13 protein-coding genes and 1 tRNA gene are annotated in these 13089 nt (G+C 72.2%); 8 read left to right on the top strand and 6 right to left on the bottom strand.

Annotated features, from left to right (window positions below; genetic code table 11):
- Window positions 1-22: 22 nt before the first annotated feature.
- The 3 genes from ABH928_RS02935 to ABH928_RS02945 are packed head-to-tail and all read right to left on the bottom strand — an operon-like array spanning window position 23 to window position 2807.
- A complete protein-coding gene (locus ABH928_RS02935; RefSeq protein WP_370061559.1) occupies window positions 23-526 on the bottom strand; it encodes a DUF1269 domain-containing protein in 504 nt (167 codons plus the stop codon).
- A gap of 44 nt (window positions 527-570) precedes the next feature.
- Window positions 571-2049 (bottom strand): ATP-binding protein, encoded by a 1479-nt coding sequence (locus ABH928_RS02940; protein ID WP_370061561.1) that lies wholly within the window; start codon window positions 2047-2049, stop codon window positions 571-573.
- Between the two features lie 32 nt (window positions 2050-2081).
- On the bottom strand, window positions 2082-2807 hold the full coding sequence (locus tag ABH928_RS02945) for a response regulator transcription factor (protein WP_370061563.1): 726 nt from the start codon (window positions 2805-2807) through the stop codon (window positions 2082-2084).
- Window positions 2808-2944: 137 nt separating this feature from the next.
- Between ABH928_RS02945 and ABH928_RS02950 the strand changes: the two genes are divergently transcribed.
- The 6 genes from ABH928_RS02950 to ABH928_RS02975 all read left to right on the top strand — a co-directional run bounded on the left by ABH928_RS02950 (window position 2945) and on the right by ABH928_RS02975 (window position 9576).
- Window positions 2945-3730 carry a maleylpyruvate isomerase family mycothiol-dependent enzyme gene (locus ABH928_RS02950; protein ID WP_370061565.1) on the top strand — a complete coding sequence of 262 codons (786 nt, stop codon included), beginning with the start codon at window positions 2945-2947 and terminating at the stop codon, window positions 3728-3730.
- A 133-nt stretch (window positions 3731-3863) separates the two neighbouring features.
- Complete coding sequence (locus ABH928_RS02955) at window positions 3864-4742, top strand: sulfurtransferase (RefSeq protein ID WP_370061567.1); 879 nt, start codon at window positions 3864-3866, stop codon at window positions 4740-4742.
- A gap of 83 nt (window positions 4743-4825) precedes the next feature.
- Window positions 4826-5320 (top strand): hypothetical protein, encoded by a 495-nt coding sequence (locus ABH928_RS02960; RefSeq protein WP_370061891.1) that lies wholly within the window; start codon window positions 4826-4828, stop codon window positions 5318-5320.
- A 37-nt stretch (window positions 5321-5357) separates the two neighbouring features.
- Entirely contained in the window at window positions 5358-6275 is a 918-nt protein-coding gene (locus ABH928_RS02965) for an Lrp/AsnC family transcriptional regulator (RefSeq protein ID WP_370061569.1), read from the top strand.
- 149 nt (window positions 6276-6424) lie between these two features.
- On the top strand, window positions 6425-7912 hold the full coding sequence (locus ABH928_RS02970; protein ID WP_370061571.1) for an APC family permease: 1488 nt from the start codon (window positions 6425-6427) through the stop codon (window positions 7910-7912).
- Window positions 7909-9576 (top strand): amidohydrolase, encoded by a 1668-nt coding sequence (locus ABH928_RS02975; protein ID WP_370061573.1) that lies wholly within the window; start codon window positions 7909-7911, stop codon window positions 9574-9576. The genes ABH928_RS02970 and ABH928_RS02975 overlap by 4 nt, the downstream gene beginning before the upstream one ends.
- Before the next feature lie 56 nt (window positions 9577-9632).
- Here the strand turns inward: ABH928_RS02975 and ABH928_RS02980 are convergent, their stop codons facing one another.
- Window positions 9633-10220 (bottom strand): GNAT family N-acetyltransferase, encoded by a 588-nt coding sequence (locus tag ABH928_RS02980; protein ID WP_370061575.1) that lies wholly within the window; start codon window positions 10218-10220, stop codon window positions 9633-9635.
- Window positions 10221-10431: 211 nt separating this feature from the next.
- Here ABH928_RS02980 and ABH928_RS02985 point away from each other — a divergent pair, with 211 nt between their 5' ends.
- Window positions 10432-11301: a hypothetical protein gene (locus ABH928_RS02985; RefSeq protein WP_370061577.1), complete on the top strand. Its 870-nt coding sequence runs from the start codon at window positions 10432-10434 to the stop codon at window positions 11299-11301.
- Here ABH928_RS02985 and ABH928_RS02990 read toward each other — a convergent pair.
- Window positions 11289-12302: a zinc-binding alcohol dehydrogenase family protein gene (locus ABH928_RS02990; protein WP_370061579.1), complete on the bottom strand. Its 1014-nt coding sequence runs from the start codon at window positions 12300-12302 to the stop codon at window positions 11289-11291. The genes ABH928_RS02985 and ABH928_RS02990 overlap by 13 nt on opposite strands.
- Before the next feature lie 112 nt (window positions 12303-12414).
- Here ABH928_RS02990 and ABH928_RS02995 point away from each other — a divergent pair, with 112 nt between their 5' ends.
- Window positions 12415-12864 carry a MarR family winged helix-turn-helix transcriptional regulator gene (locus ABH928_RS02995; protein WP_370061581.1) on the top strand — a complete coding sequence of 150 codons (450 nt, stop codon included), beginning with the start codon at window positions 12415-12417 and terminating at the stop codon, window positions 12862-12864.
- A 127-nt stretch (window positions 12865-12991) separates the two neighbouring features.
- Here the strand turns inward: ABH928_RS02995 and ABH928_RS03000 are convergent.
- A tRNA-Ala gene (locus ABH928_RS03000) sits at window positions 12992-13065 on the bottom strand.
- Window positions 13066-13089: the final 24 nt, after the last annotated feature.

The raw sequence follows: 13089 nt of genomic DNA on the forward strand, positions 1-13089 counted from the left end.
TCGGCGCGAGGAGTCCGAGCGGTCAGGCGTCGGCCGTGGACCGGGCGGCGGCCACGGCCTCCTTGAGGTGCTCCTCGTCGGCCGGGCTGAGGGAGGTCTGGATCAGCCGGCCGCCGAAGGGAGCGAGCTCCGGCAGGACCTTCTCCGTGACGGCGTCGCTGACCAGGGTGAAGACGGCCGCTGAGCCCGGGGTCAGGTGCTGACCGACCTGGCGCATGAAGTCGTCGTCGACGCCGAAGTCCCGGGCCGAGCCGACCGCCGCGCCGGTCGCGCCGCCGATGGCCGCGCCGAGGAACGGCATGAAGAAGAGGAGACCGATCAGGCCGCCCCACAGGGCACCGCCCGCGGCGCCCGCGCCCGTGGTGCTGACGGCCTGGTGGAGCTTGACCTTGCCGTCGGGGCGACGCTCGACGACGACGGCGTCCTCCACCTTGATCAGCTTCTGCTTCTGCAGCTCGATCAGCTTGTTGCGCACGTGCTCGGCGGTGGCCACATCGGGGTACGCGACGGCGATGAGGTTGCTCACAGAGGTTCCTTCCCAGCGTCCAGGCGTTGGTGCCTCCAGGGAATCTACCGAGCTACTCCTGATTTGTCCGATTTGTTCTCCGCGTGTCGGGCCCGCAGCCCGAGGGTCGGCAGATCCGGGCGACCGAGCACCACAGGGGCGGGCTGGGGCTCGCGCAGGGTGAAGCCGATCTCCGCGCCGCCGCCGACCCGGTTGCGGGCGAAGACCTCGCCGCCGTGCTCCTCGACCACCTCGCGGACGATGGAGAGCCCCAGACCCGAGCCGGGCAGACTCCGTGCGGCGGTGGCCCGGTAGAACCGGTCGAAGATCCGGTCCAGATCCTCCTGGGCGATGCCCGGACCGCGGTCCAGGACGCTGATTCGGTCGGCGCGGACCACGACCAGGATCTCCTCGGGTCCGCCGGAGAACTTGGCCGCGTTCTCCACCAGGTTGGTCAGCGCGCGCTGCAGCGCCTGCGGACGAACCGTGCGCACCACCGGAAGCGCGTCCACCACGATCTCGCGCCCGGTCCGACGGCGCGTCAGGTCGGCGACCCGCTCGGCCAGTTCGTCGAGCTCGGTCCCGGTGGGCTGCTCGGTGCTGCGGCGGTCGTTGGCCAGCTCCACCAACTCGTTGACCAGGACCGTCAGCTCCCGCGTCTCGGTCTCCAGATCGTCCAGCAGCGCGGCCCTCGACGCCGGGGAGAGCCGGTCCATCCGGCGCAGCGCGGCGATGTTGGTACGCAGCGAGGTCAGCGGGGTGCGCAGCTCGTGGCCCGCGTCCTGGACGAGCCGCCGCTGGTCGTCCTTGGAGCGGGCCAGTCTGCCGAGCATGTCCTCGAAGGCGCGGGCCAGTCGTCCGATCTCGTCCCGGCCCCGCTGCGGCACGTCGAGCGACAACTCCCCGGTGATCGCGACCTGCTCGGCGGTCGCGGTCAGGCGCACCAGGCGCCGCGTGATCCGGCCGGCCACCCACCAGCCCGCGGCACCGGCCGCCACGATCACCGCACCGGCCAGCAGCGCGATGCGCAGCATCAGGGAGTCGAGCAGCGCGTCCGTGGCGCTGAGCCGCTCGGAGATCATCACCGCGCCGCGTCCGCCGCCCAGCGAGACAGTGACCACCCGGTAGCGGTCGCCGCCGGTGAACTCGGTGATGTCACGGCTCCGGCCGGGCTGGTGGGCGCCGGCGAGCTCCTTGTCCTCCTTGTTGACCGGGAGCGGGTCCGGCTTGCCCCACTGCAGCACCTCGCCACCGTTGCCCAGGACCTGGATGCCGATGTCACCGGACTGGGTCACCTGGTCGGAGAGCTGGTCCTTGCTCTCCTCCTTGGCGAGGAAGTCGTTCGCGTTGAGCGTCATCGATCCGACGTCGCTCTTGAGCGTGGCGAGCGACTGCGAGAACTCCTTCGCCCGGTCGTTGCGGATCAGCGCCGCGGCGGAGCTGTAGCCGAGCGCCCCGACCAGCACCGCGACGAGCGCCGCCAGCGCCGCGAAGGCGACGGCGAAGCGGACCCTCAGGCCGACGTCGGCCCGCACCCAGTTCATCCCTGGACCTTACGGCAGTTCATCCCTGAGCCTTACGGCTCGCGCAGCGTGTAGCCCACCCCGCGGACGGTGTGGATCAGCGGCGTGCGCTCGGGCGTGTCCAGCTTGCGGCGCAGGTAGCCGATGTAGACGGCCAGGTTCTTCGAGCCCGGACCGAAGTCGTAACCCCAGATCCGGTCGTAGACCGTGCTGTGGTCCAGCACGATGCCGGCGTTGCGGGCCAGCAGCTCCAGCAGGTCGTACTCGGTGCGCGAGAGCTGGATCTCCTCGCCGCCGCGCCACACCCGGCGGGCGGTCGAGTCGATCTTGAGGTCGTCCACCTCGATCAGGTCGTGCCCGGCCAGGATCCCCTCGGCCTCGGACCCGTTGTCCTCCGAGGTCACCGCGGGCGCGGCGGCGCGCCGGAGCAGCGCGCGGAGCCGGGCCAGCAGCTCCTCCGCCTCGAAGGGCTTGACCATGTAGTCGTCCGCGCCCGCGTCCAGACCGGCGACCCGGTCGGAGGTCTCCACGCGCGCCGTCAGCATCAGGATCGGCACGTTGTCGCCCTCCGCACGGAGGACCCGGCAGACGGCGAGTCCGTCGATTCCGGGCATCATGACGTCCAGCACCACCACGTCCGGGCGTTGCTTGTGCACCGAGGCCAACGCCTCGATGCCGTCGGACACCGGAGTCACCTGGTACCCCTCCAGCGTCAGCAGGCGGTCCAGCGAATCACGGATGGCCCGGTCGTCCTCGGCCAGCAGAACAGTCGACGTCACGACACCGATTGTCCACGACAGAATGAGGAAGGGGTAAGAGACACCCGTTCACCAGAGGTTCACCCCTGTCCCGGCCGAACCGCGGCAGCTGGGAAAACCGATGTCGGACTGTCGGAGCAGAGTGGTAAACATCCGCCGTGGAAGAGACTCTGGAGTTCCCCGTCCTGCTGCAGCTGATCGACGACCGGTCGGCCGCCTTCCGCGCCGCGATCGCCGCCGCGCCCAGCCTCGACGTGCAGGTGCCGACCTGCCCCGAGTGGACGCTGTTCGATCTGGTGCAGCACGTGGGCGAGGGACGCCGTGCCTGGGCCGCCACCGTCCAGGCCGGGCCTGACGCCACCGACAAGGCCGATCCGCTGGGCGACGCGACCGCGCCCCGCGAGCCCGAGGCGCTGCAGGCCTGGCTGGCCGAGTCGACGCAGCTGCTGCTCGACGCACTGCGCGAGGCCGGCCCGGATCGCGGTTGCTGGGGCTCGTGGGGCAAGTCACAGCTGCCGCTGACCTGCGCCGGCGCCGCCCGACGCCAGCTCCACGAGATCGCCGTCCACACCTACGACGCCCAGCTCACCGTGGGCGCCGCGCAGCCGGTGCCGGAGCAGATCGCGCTCGACGGCGTCGAGGAGTTCCTCCTCACCTTCTGCACCACGACGGAGGCCTGGCCGCACGAGCCGGCCGTCGTCGGCTACCACGCCACCGAGGGCCGCTCCTGGCGCCACTGGCTCGACGCCGACGGCTCCCGGCTCGCCCGCCTCGACGCCGCAGGCACCGCCGACGCCACGGCGGAGGCGGTCGTCGGCTCCATCGAGGGGGCAGCCAACGAGCTGCTCCTGGCCTTCTACGACCGCATTCCGTTCGACTCCGTGAAGATCGACGACGACCAGGGCGTCATCGGTCGGCTTGTGGAGTGGGACCCGGAGCGATAGGACGTCAGGACATGCGCGCTGGTGCACCCTGGGTTCCGGGTCGAGGTCGACGCCCTGGCGGTTATTTCCGAGCCGTAGGGTCCCGACGGCTCCCGTACCGCACGCGCACGCGACGAACCGAGAGGCGAAGCGTATGTCCTTGCCCCTGGAACCTCCGGGACCGCTGGTCAGCGTCGAGTGGCTGGCGGAGCGGCTCGGCAGCGCCGGCCTGCTGGTGCTCGACGCGAGCGTGGGCGGGCACCGGCGCGAGCTGCCCGCGATTCCGGGCGCGCGGCTCTTCGACCTGGACGGGCCGATGTCCGACCGGAGCAGTCCGCTGCCGCACACCATGCCCGGTGCCGAGGAGTTGGCGCGGGAGCTGCGCGCCTTGGGGCTGAACGCGTCGAGCACGGTCGTCGTCCACGACAACGCGGGCATCTACTCGTCCGCCCGCGCCTGGTGGATGCTGCGCGCGGTCGGCTTCGACCGTGTCGCGGTCCTCGACGGCGGCCTGCCCGCCTGGTCCGCGGCGGGCCTGCCCGAGCAGACGCAGCAGACGGAACCTCAGCCGCCCGCCCTGCCCGGCACGTTCACCGCCGACCCGCGCCCCGGGATGTTCGTCGACAGCCGGGCGGTGCTGGCCGCCCTGACCGACCCGTCGGCGGCGGTACTGGATGCGCGGGCGCACGAGCGCTACACCGGCGAGGCGCCGGAACCCCGGCCGGGCCTGCGCGGCGGCCATATGCCCGGTGCGCGGAACCTGCCGTTCACCACCCTCCAGGACGCCACCGGCCGCCTTCTCCCGCCGGACGAGCTCCGGTCCCGGTTCGGCGCGGTGCCGTCGCGGCTGCTCTTCAGCTGCGGCTCCGGGGTCACCGCCTGCGTGCTCGCGCTCGGGGCCACCGTCGCCGGGCTGGGCCGAGCGTCCGAACTGACCGTCTACGACGGGTCGTGGAGCGAGTGGGGCCTGCCGTCCGACCTGCCCGTCGTCACGGGCGAGGACGACGACGCGAGCTCGAGCTCGGGCTCGTGACCCGGGCCGCTCGCCGGGCCGATGAGCGGCGGAAGCCGCTCCTCTACCTGGACATCGACGGCCCGTTGAACCCCTACGCGGCCATGCCGGACCACCTCCCGACGGGGTATCAGGAACATCACCTGATGCCCCCGCGCTGGGAGGCGATGGAACGGGCCCGGCTCGAAACGTGGGACCGCCCCGGGGCACAGCCACGACCGCTCCCGGTCTGGCTCGACCCCACCCATGGCGCACAACTGTCCGCCCTACCCTACGAGTTGGTCTGGGCATCCACCTGGGAGGAGGACGCCAACGGCTTCGTCGCGCCCCTGATCGGGCTGCCTCCGCTCCCCTGGATCACCTGGGAGGGCACGCTGATCGGCGAGCCCGGCCCCCTCTTCTGGAAGACCCCGGAGGTCGTCGCGGCGGCGGCCGGTCGCCCGTTCGCCTGGATCGACGACGAGGTGACCACGGCCGACGAGACCTGGGTGGCCGTCCACCATCCGGCCCCGGCGCTGCTGCTGCGCATCGACCCGGGCGTGGGGCTGCGCGAGCCTGACCTCGACCGCCTCCGCTCCTGGGCCGCCGGGCTACGGTGAGCCGACGCCTCGTCCACCGACTGCCCGGGAGCCCGCGATGTTCGACGCCACCGATGCCGCCCTGGTCGCGGTGCTGCAACGGGACGGGCGCACCTCCTTCCAGGACCTGGCGACGGCAGTCGGCATCTCCCGCGAGGCGGCCCGGGCCCGCGTGCAGCGGCTGCTGGAACGGCGTGAGGTCCGGGTCGTCGGCATCGTCGCGCCGGAGGTGCTCGGCCTGCGCACGCTGGCCCACGTCTCCGTGGAGGTCGTCGGCGACAGCAGCGCCGCGGCGCGGTCGCTGGCCGGACGCGGCGCGGTGATGTTCCTGTCCCGGACGGCGGGCCGCCGCCATCTGGTCGCCGACGTGCGCGTCCGCGACACCGCAGCGCTGGAGACGGAGCTCGCGCTGTTCCGTGCGGCTCCCGGCGTCCACGGCATCGAGGTCTTCCGCTGCACGGAGCTGGTCAGGGACGCCTATTCGCCCGCCGTGCCGAGGCCGTCGCTGCACGGCCCGCTGGAGCTGGACGACCGGGACCGGATGCTGCTGGCCCTGCTCCAGCGCGACGGTCGCAGCAGCTACGCCGACCTGGCGGCGCGGATCGGGCTCTCCCAGGCGGCCACCCGCGCCCGGGTGCTGCGGATGCTGGACGCGGGTGCGGTGCACGTGACCGGCCTGGTCGCGTCGGCGGCGATCGGCGTCCGCGAGGCCGCCGGGATCGGGCTCGGGGTCGGCGGACCGGTCGCGCCGGTCGCCGAGGCCGCCTCGGCCCTTGCGGGCGTCAACTTCGTGATGTCCGGCCACGGGCGGTTCGATCTGGTCTGCGGGGTCGACGCGCCGGACCGCGCCCGGCTGCTCGCCACCCTGGACCGGCTGCAGGGGCTGGAGGGGGTCAACCGGTCCGAGTCCTGGGTCCACCTGGACATCGTCAAGGAGGACTACACGCACGTTTCGCCGCTCCGACCGGCGGATTGACGTCCCAACCCATAAACAGCAAATGAATCGCCTGAAGCTGGCGCAATGCACTGCGATTAGTTATCTCAGTCATATTGACGCCATCTTTTCACCTGGCTTTCAATGGCCGGACCCCCACACTGCGTCCGCCCGCTGAAAGTCGGTGCCCGATGGCCGCGCCCTCACCCACTCCCGCCTCCTCCTCCACCGATCCGGTCCGCACCGCCGAGCTGCCGCGCTCGCTCGGCGTCTTCGGCGCGGTGATGCTCACGCTCTCCTGCGTCACCCCGGCGTCCTCGCTCTTCATCGTCGTGCCACCGCTGCTGACCTCACTGGGCAGCGGCACCGTCGAGGCACTGCTGATCGCGGCCGTGCTGTCGCTCGGAGTCGGCCTCTGCTACGCCGAGTTGGGCACCCTGGTGCCGAGCGCCGGCGGTGAGTACTCGATCGTCGGTCAGTTGCTGGGCCGGATGACGGGCTGGCTGGTCTTCGTCATCTCGATCGTCTCGCTGATCGTCATCCCGCCGATCATCGCGCTGGGCACGTCCGACTACATCGGCGCCGTCGTCCATGTCGACCCGCGGTACGCGGGCGGCGCGGTGATGCTGATCTCGGTGCTGGTCGGCGTGCTGGACATCAAGTCGAACGCCCTGATCACCGGCATCTTCCTCGGCATCGAGATGCTCGCCGCAGCCGTCGTCAGCGTGCTGGGCTTCGCCCACGCGCGGCAACCGGTCTCGTCGCTGCTGCACGCCGTCGTCCCCGACGGCCACGGCCACACCTCGCCGCTGACCGTCGGGCTACTGGTCTCCGGCCTCGCCGTCGCCCTCTTCACGTACAACGGGTTCGGGACCGCCATCTACCTCTCCGAGGACCTGGTCGAGCCGCGCCGTACCGTGTCCCGGACCGTCCTGTGGTCGCTGTTCGCGGGCGTGGTCGTCATCACCATTCCGGTGGCCGCGATCTGCCTGGGCGTCAGCTCGCCCGACCAGCTCGCCTCCGGGGACCTGATCGCGATCGTGACCTCCTGGGCGGGCAGCGGCGTCGGGACCTTCGTCAGCCTCTGCGTCGCCGCGGCCATCCTCAACGCGGTCATCGTGATGGTGCTCCAGAACGGCCGCGTGCTCTTCGCCTCCGCGCGCGACCGCACCTGGCCCGACCCGGTCAACCGCGCGCTCGGCCGGATCCACCCGCGCTGGGGCTCGCCGTGGGTCGCCACCCTCGGGATCGGTCTGCCCGGTGTGGTGCTCGCGCTTGCCGTCAACATCAACTCGCTGCTCGGCTTCACGGGCGTAGTCGTCGCCGTCATCTACCTGCTGCTCGGTGTCGCCGCCCTCGCCGCCCGGACCCGGCGCCACCGGGCCACCCAGGCCTGGCGGATGCCGCTGTGGCCGATCCCGCCGCTGATCACCACGGTCGCCCTGGCGTACGTGCTGACGCAGCAGACCGCCCACGACCTCACGATCACCGGCATCGTCCTCGCGGTCGGCGCGCTCTACTGGCTGCTCTACCTGCGCCCGCGCCACGCCACCCACTGGCAGCTCAGCCTGCCCGCCGACCAGCGCACCGATGCCACTCCGGAGGCCACCGCGGACCCCGACGCCTCCCCCGACACCGCACCGGCCGAAGCCCCGGCCCTCAGCTCGGAGAACCAGTGAACGACAGCGCAGCGCCCGCCGACCTGATCATCCACAACGCCCACGTCCACACCGTCGACCCTGCGCTCCCCCGTGCCCAGGCCCTGGCCGTGCGCGACGGCGTCATCGCCTGGGTCGGTGACGAGGCCGACTGGTCCCACCTGCGCGGACCGGCGACCGAGGTCGTCGACGCCGCGGGCCGGCTGCTGCTGCCGGGCTTCGTCGACGCGCACAACCACGTCCGCCTCGGCTCGGACTCCGCCTGCGTCCAACTGGCAGGCGCCCGCACGCTGGAGGAGATCGGCGCGCGGATCACCGCCTGGCTGGACGCGCACCCGGACGCGGCCTGGGTGGAGGCCGAGGCCTTCGACTACTCCGCGATCCCCGACGGCCGCATGCCCACCGCGGCGGACCTGGACCGGTTCACCGGCGACCGTCCGGCCCTGGTGCTGAGCTACGACGTCCACACCGCCTGGCTCAACACGGCGGCCCTGCGCCACCTCGGCATCGACGCCTCGGTCGACCGGACGCCCTACGGCACCGTGCAGAAGGATCCGGCGACCGGCGAACCCACCGGATTCCTCACCGACTTCGCCGTCCGCGGCCTGTCCCGCGACGGCCACCGGGCGCTCCAGGCCGCGGGCGTCCCCTGGGCGCATCCGGACCGGCAGTACCAACGGCTGTGCGGCAGCCTGGACATGGCCGCACGCTTCGGCATCACCACGGTGGTGGAGCCGCAGAACTCCCTCGACGACCTGGCGCTGTTCGAGCGGGCCACCGCCGAGGGCCGGCTGCGCTCCCGCCTCGTCGCCGCGCTCTTCCACCCGCGCGGCACCACCCAGGGCGACCTGGCGGAGTTCCTCTCGGCGGCTCACCACCACGCCGACGACCGGATGCGGGTCCGCGCGCTCAAGCTCTACATCGACGACGTCGTCGAGCCGCACACGGCCGCGCTGCTGGAGCCCTACGCCGGGCACGCCCACCACCGCGGCGAGACCTTCTACCCGCCGCAGGAGTTCGCCGACACCGTCGCCGAGTTGGACGCGCTCGGGTTCCAGCTCTTCGTGCACGCCACCGGCGACCGCGGCATCCGCACGGTGCTGGACGCCTTCGAGCACGCGCGCACCGTCAACGGCACGCGCGACTCCCGCCACCAGGTCGTCCACGTCGAGTGCCTGGACCCGGCGGACCTGCCGCGTTTCGCCCAACTCGGCGTCGTGGCCTGCATGCAGCCGCGTCACTGCGCGCCCGACATCGCCGGTCCCGGCCAGGACTGGGCCGAGGCGGTGGGCAAGGAGCGCTGGACCAAGGCCTGGCCGATGCGGAGCCTCCACCGCGCGGGCACCCGGCTCGCCTTCTCCAGCGACTGGAACGTCGCCGAGATGGACCCGATGGTCGGCATCTACACCGCGATCACCCGCCAGGGCCTCACCGGCGGCCCGGCCTGGATGCCGGAGGAGACCGTCGACCTGACCACGGCCATCCACGGCTACACCATGGGCAGCGCCTGGGCCAACCACCTGGACGACCGTCTCGGCTCCCTCACTCCGGGCAAGCACGCGGACCTGGTCCTGCTCTCCCGCGACCTCTTCGCGATCGCCGACCCGCGCGAGATCCTCGACACCCACGTCGAACTGTCCACGGTGGGGGGCGAGATCGTGCACCGCGCGGCATCGTTCGGCTGAGTGCCGGACCGCAGCGTCGGACCGCCCCGTCAGTCCGTGCCGTCAGACCGCCCCCGTCAGTCCGTTCCGTCCCGGAACTTCGGGTAGCGGAGGATGACCAGCTGCTCCTCCGGGTTCAGCACGTACGGGACGCGCAGACCCGTCGGCTCGAAGCCGACGCGTCGATAGAAGGCCTGGGCACGGACGTTGGCCTCGTGGACGCCCAACGTCAGGTGACCGACGGCGATGTGGCGGCGGGCGAAGTCGATCGCCGCCGCCACCAGCTCGGCCGCCGGGCCGTGCGGGCCACGGTGCGCGGGGGTCACGTAGACGCCGTGGACCTGGGCGTGGTCCTCGACGTCCGGGAGGGGCGCCGCTCCCGCCATGCCCAACCAGGCCCCGCCCGGGTCGACAGCGACGAAGAGCGCCGCGGACCGGGCGGAAGCCCCCGATACGGTCTGGGCCTGCCAGGCCGTATCGGGGAGGTCCAAACTCGCGGCACGGGTGGTGCTGAACGCCGACGGGGCGTCGTCGAGCGCCTCCAGTCGCAGCGCGCGAAGCTCGCGCCACTCACCGGGGGTGACCCGGCGGACCTGGAACGTCGTGCGTTGGGAGTGCGCCTGGGACCGCGTCTGCGGCTGGGACTGCGTCTGCGGCTCGGCCATGGGGACGATGGTCCCGCATTGCCCACCGACCGCACCCCTCAGGCCGCCCTCAGCACCAGGGCTGCCGCGACCGGAACGGCGTAGACCAGCGGGTACGGGATGTGCGCGTAGGCGTGGGCGCGGACCGCGGTGACGACCGCTCGGATGTGACACCGGGCCAGAAATCCTTTCGTGCCGCCCGGACGCCCCCGCCGACGGTAGCGTCACGAGCATGTCGCCGTCCCTCGCCCGCACGCTGTGGCTGCGGACCGAACCCCTGCACGCCGTCGTCTACTTCGACCCCGCGTGCCGCTCGCTGGGCCGGACCATGGGCCTCAAGGGCTTCTGGATGGGCTACTTCGCGATGCGCGTCGGACCGTTGGGCCCGGTCGGCCCGGCGGTCGCCGGCTCGGTGCTCGGGGCCTTCGCGCCGCGCCAGGTCCAACGGGCACTCCCTGCCGCGTGGGAGGTGGTTCCGCCCGAGCGTGCCGTGGAGGTGCGGGCCAGAGCCGGCGCCGCAGCGCTGCGGCGCGTGGTTCCGGGCATCGAGAGCCTGGCAGACGAACTGGCCGCGCCGACGGCACCGCTGACGGCGATGGTCGCTGACGCGCCGACGCTCGCCCGCCCGCTCTTCGCGGCGAACCAGCCGCTGAGTCGGCGGTTCGACGATCCGGTCGAGCGGCTGTGGCAACTGACCACCTCACTCCGGGAGTTCCGCGGCGACGCTCATCTGGCGGCGCTCGCCGACCACGGGTTGGACGGGATCGAGTCCCTGGTCCTGGCTGTAGCCACGGACCGGGTCCCGGCGGAAACCATGCGCGCGGACCGCGGCTGGACCGAGGACGAGTGGGCCGACGCCGCCGAACGCCTGCGCTCACGCGGCCTGGTGGACGAGCAGGCGCGGGCCACCGCGCAGGGTCGCGCCGAGCGCGACGCCGTCGAGGAGGCGACCGACCGCCTGGCCGCCCGGCTGCTGCGCCCGGTCTATCCACAGGCTGTGGACCGACTGCTCGCGCAACTCGCGGAGCCGGTCCAGCTGCTGCGCGCGCAGGGCATCCCACCGCGCCAGAACCCGATCGGGGTGCCTACTCAGGAGCCGTGAGGCCGGTCGATGACGTCGGTGATGTCGCTGGCGTCAGTGGCGTCAGTGGCGTCGGTGGCGTCGGTGATTTCGGTGGCGTCGGTGACCAGGACGACCTTGCCGAGGTTGCGGCGGGACTCGATGATCTCGTGGGAGCGCCCAGCCTCCGCAAGCGGGATCTCCGCGTGCACGCGGGGCTGCAGCGCCCCGCTCCGGTGGCGCTCCCAGAGCTCGTCGCGCCAGCGCGCGTACAGCTCCGGCCTGCCGCGCGCGATCGCCGCCATCTGGAACCCGATCACGGACGCGCCCCGGACCAGCAGTTCGTACGCCTCGACAGTGCCGCCACCTGAGCTGAAGGCGACCAGACGACCGTCCTGCCCGAGCGCCCGCACGGCCGGGCCGAGAAGTTCACCGCCGACCCCGTCGAGCACAACGTCGACGGGGTCGCCCCACGACTCGTCCCCGTACAGCACCACCTCGTCGGCGCCCAGGGCCCGGACGAACGCTGCCTTGTCCGGGCTGCTGACGGCCGCGACCACTCGGGAGGCCCCACCCGCCTTCGCGTACTGCAGGGCGAGTGTTCCGACGGCGCTCGCCGCCGCCGTGACCAGGACGGAGTCGCCGGTCACCGGATGCCCCGCCTCGTAGGCACCACGCGCGACCAGGCCACTGCGCACCAACGCCACGGCATCGACCGCTGTCGCCCGGTCGGGGACGTGGGAGGCCATCGCCTGGTGGAGCAGGGCGAACTCGGCGTAGGCGTGCGCGAAGCACAGGCCCGTGACACGGTCGCCCACCGCGAACCCGACTACGCCTTCGCCGACGGCGGCCACCGCCCCGGCCACCTCCCCGCCGAGCGGCCCGGGCTCGGCGCCCTCGCGCACCTTGCGCACGGCGGGCAGCGTGACCCCGATCGCCTCGGCCCGCACGAGCAGCTCAGCGGGGCCGGGCTCGGGGACCTCGGCCTGCTCGACGAAGAGCACCTCGGGGCCACCGTTGACCTCATAGCGAACGCGACGCATGCACGCACCTCCGGTTTCCCGGGCTTCCCACCCAACCATTGGGACTCCCAATGAATCTCACCCTAGGCGGGATTCATTGGGATGTCCAACGGTCTCCGGATATCCTGCACCCATGACCGCCCCCGAGCCGCTGCACGCCCTGCAGCACATCCAGTCCCTGCCCAGCTGGCTCGCCGGTCGCGTCGCGGCTCGCGGCCGGAGCCTGGTCGCCGAGGCGATCGCCACAGAGGGCCTGAAACTCCCGCACCACGCGGTACTCGCCGCGGTCTCCGAGTACGGACCGGTGGCGCAGGCGGACCTCGTCCGCCGCCTGGGCATCGACGCCAAGGACGTGGTCCTCCTCCTCAACCACCTGGAGGACGCCGGACTCCTGCTCCGCTCACCCGATCCGCGCGACCGGCGCAAGAACGCGGTCACGGTCACACCGCAGGGCACCCGCACACTGGAACGCTGCGCCACCCTGGCCGAACAGGCCAACGCCGAACTACTGTCGCCACTCTCCCCCACCGAACGCCAGCAGCTGATGATGCTGCTGACCCGCATCCACGAGTCATCTGACTGAGCATCAGAAATGGTAGCGCGACGAGATCCCTGGTGGCGGCGGTGACCCACGCCACACCCGTACCAAGCGCGCCGCCCGCTCCAACGCCAGAGGCCCGGTCGGATAAACCGACCGGGCCTCTGTTGGGTGGAGCTGAGGGGATTCGAACCCCTGACCCCCTCGATGCGAACGAGGTGCGCTACCGGACTGCGCCACAGCCCCAACGAGAAGAAACTCTAGCAGGTC

The organism is Streptacidiphilus sp. MAP5-3 (assembly GCF_041262505.1).
Lineage (GTDB): Bacteria > Actinomycetota > Actinomycetes > Streptomycetales > Streptomycetaceae > Streptacidiphilus.